Annotated in this window: 13 protein-coding genes; 11 read left to right on the top strand and 2 right to left on the bottom strand. The window is 54.4% G+C overall.

Annotated elements, in window-relative coordinates; all coding sequences use genetic code 11:
• The first annotated feature begins 107 nt into the window (after positions 1 to 107).
• From C7820_RS09625 to C7820_RS09600, 6 genes are all read left to right on the top strand, one after another.
• Positions 108 to 1583: a PTS mannitol transporter subunit IIBC gene (locus C7820_RS09625; protein WP_116230763.1), complete on the top strand. Its 1476-nt coding sequence runs from the start codon at positions 108 to 110 to the stop codon at positions 1581 to 1583.
• Between the two features lie 85 nt (positions 1584 to 1668).
• Complete coding sequence (locus C7820_RS09620; RefSeq protein WP_181908985.1) at positions 1669 to 3840, top strand: BglG family transcription antiterminator; 2172 nt, start codon at positions 1669 to 1671, stop codon at positions 3838 to 3840.
• Positions 3841 to 3845: 5 nt separating this feature from the next.
• Positions 3846 to 4283: a PTS mannitol transporter subunit IIA gene (locus C7820_RS09615; RefSeq protein WP_076166532.1), complete on the top strand. Its 438-nt coding sequence runs from the start codon at positions 3846 to 3848 to the stop codon at positions 4281 to 4283.
• On the top strand, positions 4280 to 5419 hold the full coding sequence (locus C7820_RS09610; RefSeq protein ID WP_116230761.1) for a mannitol-1-phosphate 5-dehydrogenase: 1140 nt from the start codon (positions 4280 to 4282) through the stop codon (positions 5417 to 5419). The genes C7820_RS09615 and C7820_RS09610 overlap by 4 nt, the downstream gene beginning before the upstream one ends.
• Positions 5420 to 5482: 63 nt before the next feature.
• Positions 5483 to 7207 carry a phosphoenolpyruvate--protein phosphotransferase gene (ptsP, locus tag C7820_RS09605; protein ID WP_116230760.1) on the top strand — a complete coding sequence of 575 codons (1725 nt, stop codon included), beginning with the start codon at positions 5483 to 5485 and terminating at the stop codon, positions 7205 to 7207.
• Between the two features lie 3 nt (positions 7208 to 7210).
• Positions 7211 to 7474, top strand: a complete 264-nt coding sequence (locus C7820_RS09600; protein ID WP_076166519.1) for an HPr family phosphocarrier protein — start codon at positions 7211 to 7213, stop codon at positions 7472 to 7474.
• An 81-nt stretch (positions 7475 to 7555) separates the two neighbouring features.
• On the opposite strand, the gene C7820_RS09595 is transcribed toward C7820_RS09600, so the two are convergent.
• Positions 7556 to 9292 carry an ABC transporter ATP-binding protein gene (locus tag C7820_RS09595; protein ID WP_116230759.1) on the bottom strand — a complete coding sequence of 579 codons (1737 nt, stop codon included), beginning with the start codon at positions 9290 to 9292 and terminating at the stop codon, positions 7556 to 7558.
• A 325-nt stretch (positions 9293 to 9617) separates the two neighbouring features.
• Between C7820_RS09595 and C7820_RS09590 the strand changes: the two genes are divergently transcribed.
• Complete coding sequence (locus C7820_RS09590) at positions 9618 to 9887, top strand: YrhK family protein (protein ID WP_076166513.1); 270 nt, start codon at positions 9618 to 9620, stop codon at positions 9885 to 9887.
• A 158-nt stretch (positions 9888 to 10045) separates the two neighbouring features.
• Here C7820_RS09590 and cypC read toward each other — a convergent pair whose 3' ends face one another.
• Positions 10046 to 11302 (bottom strand): CYP152 family fatty-acid peroxygenase CypC, encoded by a 1257-nt coding sequence (gene cypC / locus C7820_RS09585; RefSeq protein WP_397334155.1) that lies wholly within the window; start codon positions 11300 to 11302, stop codon positions 10046 to 10048.
• Positions 11303 to 11726: 424 nt separating this feature from the next.
• Between cypC and C7820_RS09580 the strand changes: the two genes are divergently transcribed.
• The 4 genes from C7820_RS09580 to C7820_RS09565 all read left to right on the top strand — a co-directional run bounded on the left by C7820_RS09580 (position 11727) and on the right by C7820_RS09565 (position 16383).
• Complete coding sequence (locus tag C7820_RS09580) at positions 11727 to 12728, top strand: BadF/BadG/BcrA/BcrD ATPase family protein (protein ID WP_181908984.1); 1002 nt, start codon at positions 11727 to 11729, stop codon at positions 12726 to 12728.
• Between the two features lie 106 nt (positions 12729 to 12834).
• On the top strand, positions 12835 to 13776 hold the full coding sequence (locus C7820_RS09575) for a DUF1861 family protein (RefSeq protein ID WP_116230756.1): 942 nt from the start codon (positions 12835 to 12837) through the stop codon (positions 13774 to 13776).
• 394 nt (positions 13777 to 14170) lie between these two features.
• The gene (locus C7820_RS09570; RefSeq protein ID WP_116230755.1) at positions 14171 to 15220 is read left to right on the top strand and encodes a nucleotidyltransferase family protein; all 1050 of its coding nucleotides are present in this window, start codon (positions 14171 to 14173) and stop codon (positions 15218 to 15220) included.
• Positions 15217 to 16383, top strand: coding sequence for a glycosyltransferase family 4 protein (locus C7820_RS09565; protein WP_116230754.1), 1167 nt, complete (start codon positions 15217 to 15219; stop codon positions 16381 to 16383). The genes C7820_RS09570 and C7820_RS09565 overlap by 4 nt, the downstream gene beginning before the upstream one ends.
• Positions 16384 to 16405 lie beyond the last annotated feature (22 nt).

The raw sequence follows: 16405 nt of genomic DNA, 5'->3' as shown, positions 1-16405 counted from the left end.
CGTTTTCATTTTATTGAGTGTCAGGTTGATGTCGGCTAGGATGGATATAGGACGAACGACGTATTGCAAAATACCGTTCGACAAAAGTTTACAAGGAGGTTATCCTCATGGCCCAATCCACATCTTCCTCCGCATCCGGTGCCGCCCGGGTCGGAGTTCAAAAATTCGGGCGCTTCCTGAGCGGCATGGTCATGCCGAACATCGGAGCGTTCATCGCGTGGGGCTTGATCACGGCACTGTTCATACCGACCGGCTGGATTCCGAATGAGTATCTCGCGAAGCTGGTCGACCCGATGATCAAGTACCTGCTCCCGCTGTTGATCGGATACACCGGCGGTACGATGGTGCACAAGCAGCGCGGCGGCGTGATCGGCGCCCTGGTCACGATGGGCGTCATTATCGGAACCGACATTCCGATGTTCCTCGGCGCGATGGCCGTCGGACCAGGAGCTGCCTGGGTGCTCAAACAGTTTGACAGAGCCGTCGAAGGCAAAATCAAATCCGGCTTCGAAATGCTCGTCAACAACTTCTCGCTCGGCATTATCGGCGGTGTACTCGTCCTGATCGCTTATTCGATCGTGGGACGCATCATCGAAGCCGTCACCAACGTGCTTTCCTCCGGCGTTGAGTTTCTGGTTCACCACCACTTGATTCCGCTCGTCAACATTTTGATCGAGCCGGCGAAGGTGCTGTTCCTGAACAACGCTATCAATCACGGGGTGTTAAGCCCGATCGCGATTGAACAAGCGCAGACCGCGGGCAAGTCCATCCTGTTCATGCTTGAATCGAACCCGGGTCCCGGACTCGGTATCCTGCTCGCTTACATGATCGTAGGCCGCGGATCCGCCCGTCAATCTGCACCGGGTGCGGCGATTATTCACTTCTTTGGCGGGATTCATGAAATTTACTTCCCGTACATTCTGATGAACCCACGCCTCATTCTGGCGGCAATGGCCGGCGGCGTGACAGGCACATTTACGTTCTCGCTGCTGAACGCGGGACTCGTTGGCCCGCCATCTCCGGGCAGCATCATCGCTTACCTGGCCATGGCGCCGCGGGGGGAAATCCTGCCCGTACTGAGCGGGGTCATCACCGCTGCGATCGTATCCTTCGTCGTGGCTGCGCTTCTGCTGAAAACCAGCAAGAAGACGGAAGAAGACCAGGACGATCTTGAAGAAGCAACGAAACGCATGAAAGACATGAAAGCTGCAGGAACTCCAGCTGCTGCGGCGGCCGCTGCGGCAGAAGGGGCGAAAGAAGCAACGGCTCCTTCGGCGGCAAGCATGGCCGAAGGGCAGAAGAGCAAAGACGAGGTTCATAAAATCGTCTTCGCCTGCGACGCCGGCATGGGCTCCAGCGCTATGGGCGCTTCCATCCTTCGCAAGAAGATGAAAGCCGCCGGATCGCCGATCGAGGTCACGAACACGGCGATCAGCGACATTCCGTCCGACGCGGATATCGTTGTCACGCATAAAACGTTGACCGACCGTGCTCGCGGCGTAGCGCCGCAAGCAGAGCATATTTCCATCGACAACTTCCTGAAGAGTCCGGAATATGACGAGCTTGTCGAACGCTTGAAATAACTATAAACACGCTTGAGGCGAATGGATGCGGGCATATGGGCCGGCGTCCAAGCGCCTTTTGCGGCCGTTTTGGAGGCTAAGGGGCATGGAATTGTCACACCGTGTAAGACAGATCTTGGATTTGCTGCTGCGCAGCCCTTCAGAGAGTACGGTTGCCGAAATCGCCAGCAGCATTCGGGTCAGCCCGCGGACGGTGCACAGGGAGTTGGACACGGTCGAGAGTTATCTGCATCGGCACGGGATTACGCTTCACCGGAAAGCCGGTTCCGGCCTCAGTGTAGAAGGTGACCCTTCTCAAATTGAACAAGTTCGATCGGAGCTGCTCATGCCCGCCGAGATCGAATATTCGGCGGATGAGCGGCAGGTATACCTCCTTGCCCGGCTGCTTGGTTCGCGGGAACCGGTGAAGCTGTTTACGCTTGCCCACGAGATGAAGGTCACGGTACCGACCGTAGGAGCGGATCTGGACGATTTGAGCGACTGGATCGGCAAACAAGGCTTGCTGCTGATCCGCCGGCGAGGCTATGGAGTGGAAATTACAGGCTCGGAGCCCTTGATCCGCGAGGCGATTCGTACGCTCGTCCGTTTCCGGCTGGATGACTTGTCGCTTATCGGGTACTCGGAGCAGAATCCGCATCATCCAGTGGATGCCCGAATCGCCTCAATGGCCGGGGCGGACCGCATTTCGGCGATCGAAGAAACCTTATGGAAGTGGGAGGAGCGGCATCAGGAAGAATCCTTCAGTGAAGAAGCCTATACCGATCTGTTGATCCGGCTGTCCATCGCGGCAGCCCGCATTCGCAAGGGCATCACAGTCACTGAAGCGGAAGCCGACCGCCTCATCAATCTGCGGCGGTTTGACCGGCCATCCGCTATGCCGGCTCAAGACCATAAAATGAAGTCCGCTGAACTTTTATGCGATGAGTTGAGTGAAGTTCTGAACATGGAATATTCGCTGCCTGAAGTGAGGTATACCGCAGAACTTCTTGAAAGAGCCTTGGCTCATTCGACAGGAATGCTTCCGGCGGACGATCTGGAGCTTGCCGGCACGGTCCGGTCGCTCATCCGCAAAATGATGGAACTGGATGCGAACGACTACACTGCTGACCGCTCCCTTCGGGACGGTTTGTTCATGCACCTGAAAGCGGCGATGGAACGAATCACAGCAGGGCAGCGGATCCGGAATCCGCTGCTGGATACGATCCGCAAGGACTATGCCGAGCTGTTCGGCCGGGTCCGGCAGGCAGCGGACGCCGTGTTTCCTTCCGTCCGCATCCCGGACGAGGAGATCGCTTTTCTGGTGATGCATTTTGGAGCAGCGCGGGAGCGTATCGGCCAGATCCCCCAGCATATGCGTGCGGTGATCGTATGCACGAGCGGGATCGGCTCTTCGAAAATGCTGGCAGTTCGGCTGCGCAAAGAATTTCCGCAGCTCCAAATCGTCGAGCAGGCTTCATGGTATGAGGCCGCAAGGATACCGAGAACGGACTATGATTTGATCATCAGTACCGTCGATTTGCCGCTGCCGGAGGAACAATATTTGAAGCTGAGCCCGCTACTTACCCCAACCGAAGCGGAGAAGCTCCGGGATTATATCCGGCACCGCGGCGTGACGCCCCTGCCGGACAGATTATCAGCGGATGCCGATCCGCTGCCCGGATTACTGGAGGATTTGGCACCGGAGCTGAGAGAGTGGCCTGCCGGACGCCGGGAAGCGGCCGGTACAGCCGACATCGACGGCTTGCGTTCATTGCACCGAACCCTCAAGCAAAGCATTGAGCTCTTGGAAGCTTTTCGTGTGCTGCCGCTGCGGATCGAAGGGCAGCCGAGCCTTGATCAATGGCTGCTTGCCGCCTGCACAGCACCGGCGCTCCGGGACGTGGTCATCGACCCGGAAGCGGTCGCGGCACTGCTGATCCAGCGGGAACAGCACGGGACCCAGCTGATTCCCGGCACGGAGCTGGCGCTGTTTCATACGCGCAGCAATGCGGTGAAACGGCCGGCATTGATGCTCTTTGAACTGGATCAGCGGTTCAAGCTGGATGACTCAGGTGTTGTTGAGCTGTCGCGCTTTTTGCTGATGCTGGCTCCGCGTCAGCTCGAGCGGGAAACCCTGGAGGTGCTGAGCGAAATCAGCGCAACGCTGCTGGACACGGATATGATTGAAGCCCTTGCGGAGGGGGATGAAGGGCGCATCAGGGAACTATTGTCCGCCCATCTCCGTGCATACTTAAAAAACAAATTGGAAAGAGAGTGATCATCATGAGTATTTTATCCGCAGATCAAATTCGAGTGAACGTTAAAGTATCCGACAAGTATGAGGCTATTCGCCTTGCCGGACAAATGCTGGTTGATGCCGGACATGTGGAACAGGAATATGTCGATAAGATGATTGAACGCGAAAACGCCTTGTCCACTTATATGGGCGCAGGTCTGGCCATTCCCCATGGGACCAACGAAGCCAAAGGAATGATCAAGTCGACCGGACTGGCCGTGCTGCAAATTCCGGATGGGGTCGATTTTGGCGGGGATGAGCCGGCGGTGCTCGTCGTCGGGATTGCCGCCCAAAACGGTGAGCATATGGACATTCTGACCAGCGTCGCCATGGTTTGCTCGGATGAGGACAGCATGGAAGGCATCCGTACGGCGAAGACCGCCGAGGAGATTTTGAGCATCTTTGAAAGCGGGATGGAAGAATGAAGGCTCTACATTTCGGCGCAGGAAATATCGGAAGAGGATTTATCGGCTTGCTGCTGTCGCAGTCGGGTTACGAGGTCGTATTTTCCGATGTGAACGAGTCGTTAGTGCAAACGATCCAGCAGCGCGGTTCTTACACGGTCACCATTGCCGACGAGAGCGGGAAGCAAATCCCGGTAGAGGGCGTTAACGCCATTGACGGCCGGGATCCCGCAGCGGTTGCAGAAGCAGTGGCTTCCGCCGATATGGTTACGACGGCTGTGGGAGTGAACATTCTGAAACATATCGCGCCGGGGATTGCAGCTGGTTTGAAGCTTCGGATGGAGCGCGGAGCAGCTCCGCTGCATGTCATTGCCTGCGAGAACGCCATCGGCGCCAGCACGCAGCTGAAAGAACATGTCATGGGCCATCTGTCGCTCGAAGAGCAGCAAAAAGCGGCTTCTTATGCAGCCTTCCCGGATTCTGCGGTAGACCGCATCGTGCCGCTGCAGCATCATGAGGATCCGCTAGCTGTCACGGTGGAGCCGTTCTACGAATGGGTGATCAATCGATCCCAAATGTTCTCCGGCTCCCAGGAAATCCAAGGCGTTCATTACGTTGACGACTTGATTCCGTATATTGAGCGCAAGCTTTTCACAGTAAATACAGGTCACTGCAGCGCGGCTTATGCCGGATATCGGAAAGGATACGCGACCATCCAGGAAGCGATGAAGGACGAGGAAGTCGCCGGGCTGGTTACCGGTGCGCTGCAGGAAACGGGAAGCATGCTCGTGCGTGCTTACGGCTTTGATCCTGCGGAGCATGAGAACTATATCCGTACAATCATGGACCGCTTCCGCAATCCGTATTTGAGCGACGAGGTTGTCCGGGTCGGCCGGTCGCCGATCCGTAAGCTGTCTCCGGATGACCGCCTGGTCCGGCCGGCGCTTCGTGCCTGGGAGCAAGGCGGTTCCTTCGAGCATTTGACCGAGGTTATGGCGCTGGCTCTTAAATTCGACTTCGCGGAAGATCCGGAGGCCGTCAAGCTGCAGAGCCTGATCGCGGATCAAGGCGCCCGCCAGGCTTTTGCCGAAGTAAGCGGTCTTGATCCAGACCATACGCTGACCGAGAAAGTGTTGAAGGCCTACAATCAACAATAATCGATCGAAAACAAGCATGTTCACGATAGACGAATTCCAACGTAAAATAAGGAGGTATGGCCCATGAGCCAACTGCTGACCGGCGTGCCCGCATCACCGGGCATCGCCATTGCCAAAGCGTACCGGCTGGAAGCGGAGGAGTCTATCCCGCAGCAGAGAAAGGTCGACGATCCTGAGGCCGAGAAACAGCGTCTTCGCAGCGCAGTGGATGCGGCCAAGGCTGATATCGACCGGATCCGGGAAACGACGCTGGAGCGGCTTGGACCGCAGAAGGCCGAGATTTTCGAAGCACACCTGTTTCTATTGGACGACCCAGATCTGATCGACACGACGCTGGACCAGATTGAGAGCGACGGCGTCAACGCGGAATATGCCCTGCACGAAGTGGCTTCCAGCATCATCGAAGCGCTGCAGTCCATGGATAACGAGATGCTGCGGGAACGCGCGGCGGACGTCAAGGATATTACGGGACGGGTCATCAGCAAGCTGGAGGGACGGGAGCACAGCGCGCTGTCCGAGCTGAGCACAGAAACCATTCTGATTGCCAAAGACTTGACCCCGTCGGATACGGCCCAGTTAAATCTGGAATTCGTCCGGGGCTTCGTCACGGAGATCGGAAGCCGGACGTCGCATTCCGCCATCATGGCCCGCTCCCTGGAGCTGGCTGCCGTCGTCGGGACAGGAGCGGATGCTTCTGCGATTCGGACGGGGGATACGGTCATACTTGACGCAACGGCCGGGAAGGTCATCGTCAATCCGTCGGATGAGCAGCTCCGCGAATATTCCACTCGTAAGGCAGAATATGAAGAGTATAAGACCCGCATGCGCATCTACGTGGACCGGCCATCGGTCACCGCAGACGGCGTTCAGGTGGAGCTGGCCAGCAATATCGGCGGCATTGACGATCTGGAGAAGGTGCTGGAGAACGGGGCGGACGGCATCGGCTTGTTCCGTACCGAATTTCTATATATGGGACGCAGCTCGTTCCCTTCCGAAGAAGAGCAATATTCTGTCTACAAGCATGTATTGGAGAAAATGAACGGAAAGCGCGTCGTCATCCGTACGCTGGACATCGGCGGGGATAAAGAGCTGCCTTACCTGCAGCTGCCGAAAGAGATGAATCCGTTTCTGGGCCAGCGGGCCATCCGTTTATGCCTGGATAAGGAGGATTTGTTCCGCACCCAGCTTCGGGCGCTGCTCCGGGCCAGCATGCACGGCAAGCTAGCCATTATGTTCCCGATGATCGCCGTCCTGGGCGAGCTTCGTGAGGCGAAGCGGATTCTGGCGGAAGAACGTGCCAAGCTCGAGCAGGAGGGCACGAAGGTGTCCGATACGCTTGAAGTCGGCATTATGATCGAAATTCCCGCTGCAGCGATCGCCGCCGATGTGTTGGCGAAGGAAGTGGACTTTTTCAGCATAGGCACGAACGACCTGATTCAGTACACGATGGCGGCGGACCGGATGAACGAATCGGTCGCCTACCTGTATCAGCCTCATCATCCGTCGATTCTCCGTCTGGTGCAGCTTGTGATCCAGGCAGCTAACCGCCACGGCAAATGGGCCGGCATGTGCGGCGAAATGGCCGGAGATTCGGCAGCGATTCCGCTTCTTCTCGGCCTCGGACTGTACGAATTCAGCATGAGTGCCTCGTCCGTACTCCCAGCCAGGGAACTGATATCCCGTTTGTCCAGAGAGGAATGGGCAGGCTTGGCCGAGCAGGCGATCGGCATGAGCACCCAGCAAGAGGTGCTTGATTTTGTCAACCAACAACTAAGGAGTGAAGCATAAGCTATGGTATCCCAAACTTTTACCGTCATCCACCCGCAAGGGTTTCATGCCCGCCCTTCGAAACTGTTCGTAGAGAAGGCAAATACGTTTCCTTGTAAAGTCACACTGTTCAAAGGCGAGAAAAAAGCGAACGGCAAAAGCTCCCTCGGGCTGTTGACCCTGGGCATTGCCGCCGGCGATGAAATCCGGCTGGAAGCCGACGGGGAGCAGGAAGAGCAGGCGCTGCAGGAGCTGGGCCAAATGCTCACCAAAATTTACGAAGAGTAGTATGAAGCAGCAAAAACCATCCAGAGCCTCAGGGAGAAATCCCTGTTGGACTGGATGGTTTTTTTGTAGGGGAATAGCCGGTCACAACTTAAGCTGCATGTTATATAAATGCGCATAGGTGCCGCCCCGTGCCAAAAGCTCTTCATGCGTTCCCTGTTCCGCAATCCCGTCATCGGTCAGCACGATGATCCGCTGTGCATTCCGGACCGTAGACAGCCGGTGGGCGATCACCAACGTCGTACGGTTGTCGGACAGCTTCTCCAGCGACGACTGTACCGCCTGCTCGCTGTCGTTGTCAAGGGAACTGGTGGCTTCGTCAAAGATGATCACGGGCGGATTTTTGAGAAACACGCGTGCAATGCTGAGCCGCTGCTTCTGACCGCCGGATAACTTGATTCCGCGCTGGCCGATGTCGGTATCATAGCCGTCCGGCAGCCCTATAATGAAATCATGGGCATGGGCCTTTTTCGCCGCCTCGATAACTTCCTCGCGGGTCGCCTCCACGTTGCCGTAACGGATATTATCCATAACTGTGCCAGCAAATAAATAGATATCCTGCTGGACGATGCCAATGTTCCGCCGGAGGGACCGCAAAGTTAATCCACGGATGTCTTTGCCATCCAAAAGAATGGTTCCTCCGCTGACTTCATAAAACCGGGGGATCAAGGAGCACAGCGTCGTTTTCCCGACGCCGGACGGACCGACGATGGCTACGTATTCGCCGGCTTCGATGGTAAGAGACAGGTCGGTCAGCACTTCCCGGTGATCATCTTTATACTTGAAGGAGACCTGCCGGAATTCCACCTTGCCTTCGGCATGGCCGAGTTCTGCCGCCCCTGGCGCGTCGCAGATATCCGGCTCTACCTCCAAAATCTCCATGAACCGGTCAAACCCCGTCATACCTTCCTGATACAGCCTTGCGAAATTCACCATCCGCTGAATGGGCTCGATCAGAATGCCGATGCATAAAAAGAAGGTCAGCAAGTCCGGAAGCTGCATCGACGAGTGGAGGATAGCGGCACCGCCGAAGACGATAACGGCCACGGTAATCAGCTGTGTAAAGCCGATCATTCCGCCGGAGAAAATGGCTTCGCTCTTGTACCCGTCGCTCCGGCTCTGGAGAAAGCGGGCATTGGCCCGGGCAAATTTGCGGATCTCCACGTGCTCGTTCGTAAACGATTTGACCACACGGATACCGGCGAGGGAGTCTTCCACCTGCTCGTTGATGTCCCCGATCCGGTCCCGGCTGATTCGCAGGGCCGCATTCATTTTCCGGTTAAAATAAAACGCGTACGCAGCCATCACCGGCAAAAATAGAAAGACAATTAAGGTCAGCTTAACGTCGATCGCGATCAAAATGATAAACGCACCGGTAAATTTCAAGATCGAGATGAGCAGGTCCTCCGGTCCGTGATGGTACAGCTCGGCAAGGGATAAAATATCGTTTGTGGTCCGGGTCATCAGCTGGCCGGTTTTTTGTTCGTCGTAAAAACGGAACGAAAGCTTCTGCAGATGCTCGAACAGTTCGCTTCGCATGTCGCCTTCCATCATCGCGCCCATCATGTGGCCTTTGTAATCCACGAACACCTCGCAGGCAATATGGAGAATGACCAATGCGAGCATCCCTGCACCGACCTCATAGATTTGGGACAGCGAGTCAGAATGAGCACCGTCAAGCAGCTCGGAGGTAATGTAGCGGACGCCGAGCGGAAGAACAAGTGTAATCGCCGACAAAATAAAAGCGCATGCCATATCGGCGGCAAACAGTCCCTTGTAGGGTCTATAGTAGGAAATGAATTTTTTGATTCTGGAATTCAATTGGATTCCTCCCGTAATGCAGGAGGGTTAAAGTATAGTCGCCCTCCCGTTGGTAGGTAAGACGGCGATTTTTTTCATAGAAAACACCCTTTCCATAAGAATTACTTTCATCATATCCGAACAGATTTCCATTTAGGAGTAAAATTTGCCTATATCTAAAAATTACTGCGGTGTGGGTACGTTCTAACGGCTCATGGAATTGATTCATGAAGGATGGGGCGGGTAATGAAATAAAACGCACTTTCTTATAAAAAGATGCGGGCTCCTGTGCAGGCAGTCCTCTTTGTGTTACGAAAGGAGCTGATTTATTATCCGGCATCATCTCATGGAGTTTGAGCAGCTTAAGACGGATGAACATCATTGGCATTGGGTGGTCAAGTTCCGGCACCACCGGCTTGTGGTCCATGAACCCGGCAAGGTTCTGCGGATCGCGAGCGACATCATCATTTCGCTGTGCTACATCAGCGGCAGCATGCTGTTTTTTCAGGAGTCGACGCAAACGGCGGGCGTGTGGCTGTTCATCATGGGCAGCTGCCAAATGCTTGTCCGCAGCGTGCTGCGCATTCTGGGCAAAATCGATTGGAAACAGCGCTAAGTCATTACGCAAAAAAGAGGTCTGGCTGCCATGTGAATCCAGGTCCTTGGCGATGGACCCCGATAATGATCATTCCATGCATGTTAAAAAGCCGCATTGCTGCGGCTTTTCCTCTGTTCAGGGAAGACATGGGCTGTGGAACATAAGCGAATTCATATCTAAACACTTCGGACGTTCTGAATGACAATGTTGCTGTGAGGCAGCGACGGAATATCGCTGAAGCTGTAGCTTAAATCCTGCTGTGGCACGTCATAGCTCATCCGGTTGGCCAGGAAGTCGAGGCTCTCCTTCATAATTTCCAGGGTTAGCCATTCGCCGGCGCACCGGTGCCCTGTATCATGATCTCCTCCGCCTTGAGGAATAAACCTGAAGGGGGATCCTTTCCAATGATGAAAACGGTCCGGCATAAATTTCTCCGGCTTGTCCCACTGGTCCGGGTGGTGATTGGTGCCATACAGGTCCAGCATGGTTAACGTCCCCTGCTCAAACTGATAGCCGTTCCAGACAAAATCCTCTGCCACCCGTGCTGCCGTCACCGGGAAGAAAGGATAGAAGCGGCGGACTTCCTGGATGAAGTGGCCAAGCCGCACTTCATCCGATCCGGCCAGCTTTTCCCGCTCTTCAGGCTGCTGAATGACGGCCAGTGCGGTAAAGGCGATATAAATGGAAACGGCGACGATCGGACGAATAATATTCAGCATTTCCACGGCGGCAGTTTTTAAGTCGAGCAGCTGGCCATTCAGATCCCGGTGAAACGAGATCACGGCCAGTGCCGAATGTTCCGGCGCTGTGAAACGGTTGGCGCGCACGTCCTCAATCAGGCCGCTGATCCAGGACTCCGCCTTGGCTCTGGCGTTCCGGCCTTTCATATAAGTGATTCCAATCGAGGCGGGAGATTCGAACAACGCGCCTAACCAGCCCGTTTTCTCTCGTACTTCTTCCGGTTTAAGCGGAACTCCAGCCCATTCGCAGGCAACCCGGCATAACAATTCCTTGGCTTCCTCGTAAATCTCGACTTCTTTCCTCGTTTCAAAGTTTTTCGCTGCAATCTCCCAATATTTTCGGGTCAGCTCCCGTATTCGCTGCATCGCGTCGTCGGACATGAGGGACATGAACATCGCTTTCCGGTGGCGATGGGCTTCGCCGTCCAGCGTTTGAACCCCGTTTTCACCGAACAGCGTTTTAATCACGCGTTTGGGTGCCGCACCGAACCGGATAAATTTGTCCTCGTCATAAAACAGCCTGGCGGCTTCTTCCCCGCGCATGCAAATGGTCCGTTCGCCAAGCAAACGCGTCTCGAATACATCCGATTGAAATCCGAGGGTTCGGTTCGTGATGAACAAATAGCCTTCTTTAAGAAAAGCTAAACTATGATCCAGGCCTTCTTCTGCCGGCATCGGTCTGTTTTCTTCCAACATGAATGCAACCTCCTTTTACAAATAAACCGCATCATATATACATACCCGAACTGTACTCGATTGATCGTACCCGGCATGGACATGAGAAGAATCTGGATAAACAGGGGTACGAATCAAAGTATTCCCATTCTCTCCGAAGGATAACAGATAGCCGTAGTTTTACCTGCACCGGAGGAAGCGGTCAAGGACCCCCGAATGATCCGGATTTCCGGGTCGTTTTGAGGGGGTTTTTGGTCGGTTATTTGCTGCTTTTTTTGCGAGGAACTTGGATCATTGTTCCTATCGTACACTCGATACAACAGAGGAGGATATGTAAAGAACTTTGTCGAATTAAACCTAACTAGTAAATAACTTCCATGAAGGCTGGAGTTCTTCTCGGGTTAGTGATTGGATGGTAGAGATAAGGGGGCAGGGGGATTATATGGCTGGAAGGAAACTGATTATGGGTATCGACGGAGGGGGCTCCAATACCAGAGTGGTCATCGCAAGTCCGGAAGGAAACATCGCAGCGTACATCGAGGATCAGAAAGCGGCATCGCAGCATCGGGATAACCAGGCTACGGATAATGTCAAGGCGGCGATCCGCAAAGCCCTTTCCGTCGCGGGGTGTTTCCCTGAGGAAATTTGCGGCATGGCCGCAGGCATCGCCGGCTACGACCGGGATCAGGATTTAGAGTGGGTGCAGGAACTGACTCATTTACCGGAAATGACATGCCCTAAGTGGCACGTAAACGATGCAGTCGCCGCCCATTACGGTGCATTGATGGCAAAACCAGGCGTCGTGGTTATTTCCGGAACCGGCTCGATTATTTTCGGTATCAATGAAGAAGGGCGATACATACGTAATTACGACTATCATCACTATGCTGCAAGTGCAGCGAGGTTTCTGGCCTATGACGCCGTTTATGAAGCAATCGCCGGACATACAGATGATACCGACGGGCGTCTGGTTCGTGATATGCTCTCGCATTGGAATGCAGCCGACCTTGGGGAACTTGCAATTCTGGGCAGGAACGGTTTCCATGATGACCGCCGTGAAAGGGACCGGACATTTGGAGCCTTTGCCCCTTATGTTACGGAGGCGGCAGCGACAGGAAGTTCATTAGCCCAAGCGGTTTGCGACCGGTCCATCCACCAGATCGTGGTCGGCATCCGCTTGCTCAGCCGGCATTTTCAGGCCGAAACGCTGCGGGTCGCGTGCATCGGGAGCGTGGCGAACAGCACTTATTTTCAAGAAAAGCTTAAGCGTTTCTCCACAGATGATCCGGGAAGGCCATTCCGTTTGGTGGATCCGCATTTTCCTCCCGCTGTAGGCTCGTTCTTGTATGCAATGGAGCAGCTGGGAATTCCGGTTACAGACAGCGTCCTCAGCAAGCTTGAGCGCACTTTAAGCGAAAAAAATAGGGTCATCGTAGAATCATAATGCTCGTTCCCTATCGAGTTTACAATACTCTATTGATTTTTTGAGCGTTTTGATAATAATAGGATTCGGAAAAATCAAGGCAGCATAGGAAAGGAGACTTATCAGCATGAATGTGGAGAAGCGTACCATACGAACATGTGACGTGCTCCTCAGGGAATTTCATGTGAAAGAAGTGCCCGTCCTGGAGAGGAAAAAACTGATTTTTACAGGAGTTAACGGTAAAGATGTATACAACATAACGGCTCCTTTTGAAGACGAGGGCGTGAAGGTACTGGCTGGCAGGGTAGAATCACGCGACAGCGAACAATCGCAGGTGATGTTTTTTACCGAGCGGGACGGCGTATGGCATCCTTTGGACCGGGCTCCGATTCTAAAGCTTCAGGATCCGTTTGTGACAAGAATAGGAAACCGGCTCATTATAGGAGGCGTAGAGACCTTTCCGGATCCGCTGCGCAAGGACAGGCTCTCGTGGAGAACGGTGTTCTATCAAGGGAATCGTCTTGATCAGCTGGAACCTTTTTTTACCGGACCGGACGGCATGAAGGATGTCCGGATGGTCGGCCTGCCGGAAGGGGACATCGGTATTTTTACCAGACCGCAGGGCGAAATCGGCGGGCTGGGTAAAATCGGCTTCTTTCGGATTCCGTCCCTGGACAGGCTTACGGTGGAGGCTATAGCCAACGCTCCCTTGCTTAAGGAGCAGTTCGCGGATGACGAATGGGGTGGGGTTAATGAAGCCCGAATATTGTCGAACGGATGGGTGGGCGTACTGGGCCACATCGCCCGTTTCGACGGGAAGGGCATGCGTCATTATTATCCCATGGTATTTGCGCTGGATCCGAATTCAGGACAGTACACCGACATGGAAGTGATCGCAGTTCGGGCCAGCTTCGCCCCGGGTCCCGCAAAACGGACCGACCTTGAGGACGTCGTATTCAGCGGGGGAATCCTTCGCTTAGCCGATGGTACGGCAGCTCTTTATGCAGGGATCAGCGATGCGGAAGCGCATTATATTGTCATTCCCGATCCATTTCTGACGTATGAGTAAGGAAATTTGAAAAAACTTGCGAAAGTATACCATGTATTGGCTTTCATGGCGGATACTCATCCATTTCCGCGAGTATTCGCTATTGAAAGCAAGGAACGAATTCGTTATTAGTATTAATAGCAGCCTATTTAGGTGAGTGCTAATAATCTGAAGCGGGAGGGGGTTATATTTATATGACCATTCTGTTCGATGATGCGGCACTTGATCCCACCGAGGGGCAAAAGGTCATAGCGGACGGGCTTTAGCGCATAGCGGCTGAAGACCAGACAACTCCAAAACAGAAGTCGTTGATGAATGAATTTTTTACGCTCATGGTGCCATGATCGAGAAAAGGTTCGCCATGCGCCGGCTTCTTTTTTTATGACCGAAAACCGAACTGGAGGGTGATCAACCGATGAAAGCGTTGCTGTTGGCCGGGGGACTGGGCACACGTCTGCGGCCGTTAACCGAACAAATGCCGAAACCGATGGCGCCAGTAGGAAATCGTCCCTGGATCGAACACTTGGTAAGGCAGCTTAGTGATCAAGGGGTGAGGGAATTTGTCCTGGCGCTCAAGCATTACCCGGACCTGATTCGAAACCATTTGGAAGACGGCAAAAAATGGGGGGTCTCCATCGAGTATGTTATAGAGAACGAGACGCTGGGTACTGCCGGCGCCATTAAAAACGCGGAATCGCTGCTTGGCGACTGCTTCCTGGTGTTTAACGCCGATATCGTACAGCATATGAATATTAAACCGCTCATTCAATATCATCAGGAACGGCAGGCGACCGTTACCATCGGGCTGACCGAGGTAGAGGATCCCAGTTCTTTTGGCGTTGTAGACATCTCGGAAACAGGCCGCATAGCCCGGTTTGTGGAAAAACCGAAATCGGGGGAAGCACCCTCGAAACTGATCAATGCCGGAATCTATGTCATGAACAAAGAAGCCTTGAGCTACATACCGGCAGGCCGCGAGGTATCGATCGAAAGGGAAACCTTCCCTCTTCTCATCGAAGCAGGGGAAGGTGTGTATGGCTTCACGATGACCGGATATTGGCTCGATATGGGCACCCGGGAACGCTACCGGCAGGTGCATTGGGACCTTCTGGATCGCAAATTGAAGCTGCCTTTGCCGGGTAAAGAGAAGACCTCGGGAATCTGGACCGGGACCGGCTGCCGGATCGGCGACGGCGCCCTTTTGATCCCGCCGGTCGTGATCGGAAACCGCGTGCAAATCGGCGATAAAGCCATCATCGGACCGTACACGGTCATCGGGGACGACTGCCGGATTGCCAATAACACCCGGTTATCGGAGACGATTCTGTGGGACGGCTGTCACGTAAGGGAAGGAGCACAGCTGTACCAATGCGTATTCGGATTCGGCTCGGAAATCGGATCCCGGCATATCCTTTACGAAGCTTTTGCGCACCGCATCAAAGAGGAGGAGGAGATTACGGTATGAATCGGATCGCTTATATAGGCACTTATGTGCCTCAAAAATGCGGGATTGCCACCTATACGCATCACTTGCGGCAAAGCGTGAACGGAGCCAGAGGCTGGAAGGGCCAAGATGAGGTTTACGCCGTCAAGCCGGCGTTCAGTTTGTTGGGAGATACGGATCCGATGATCCATGAAGTCGAGAAAGAGGACCGCAAAGCATACCGAAAGCTTGCCGAGCGGTTGAACCGGAGCGACGTGTCCGTCGTTTCGCTTCAGCACGAATTCGGCATTTTCGGCGGGGAAGCCGGAGAATATGTGCTTGATTTGGTCGATCATCTCGATAAGCCGCTTGCCGTTACTTTCCATACCGTATTTGAGCATCCGGAAGAGCCGTATTTAAGCATTCAAAAGCGGATTGCCCAGCGCAGTGATCTGATACTGGTAATGAACCGGCTGGCTGCCGGCTACCTCCACCGATCGATGGGTGTGCCGATGGATAAAATCCGCTGCGTGCCTCATGGAACACCGGAGCCTGCGGCCGGTTTGCGCGAACGGACGCGGCAATCCATGGGCTGGGACGGACACAAGGTCATGATGTCGTTTGGTCTTCTCAGCCGGGGGAAAGGTTTTGAGTTGATCCTTCGTGCTCTACCTGATGTCGTTCGAAAAGTACCGAACGCCTTGTATGCCATTGTGGGGCAGACACATCCTGAAGTGCGCAAATGGGAAGGCGAGGCGTACCGGCAGGAGCTCGAATCCCTTGCCCGTGAACTGGGAGTGGATGGCCATGTCGTCATGATCGACAGGTTCGTGGAGGAGAACGAGCTGGCTGGGCTGTTATCGGCCGCCGACCTGTACGTCACGCCTTATCCGGGCATGCAGCAAATTACGAGCGGAACGCTCGCTTATGCGGTTGGTTTGGGCCGGCCGGTTCTGACGACGCCGTATGCCTATGCCAAGGATTTGCTGGGGGATTATCCGGAGCTGCTGATTCCTTTTGATGATACGAAGGGATGGTCGGAGCAAATGGGAGCTATTCTTTCCGAAGAGGAAACGGCGAGAAGATGGGAACGGGAAATGGGGCGGATTGGAGCGGACATGCATTGGTCCAAGGTCGGTCTTCTCCATCTGGAGCTGTTCAACGGATTAGCCGCTTCCGTTCCGGAAATCATGAAAGCGAACTGAGGGAGGGGGACCCTTGAAAAGT

This window comes from Paenibacillus sp. VMFN-D1 (genome assembly GCF_003386155.1).
Classification (GTDB): Bacteria; Bacillota; Bacilli; order Paenibacillales; family Paenibacillaceae; genus Paenibacillus_AQ; species Paenibacillus_AQ favisporus.
Note: the sequence above shows the minus strand (reverse complement) of the source record. Positions and strands in the feature narration are given on the sequence as shown.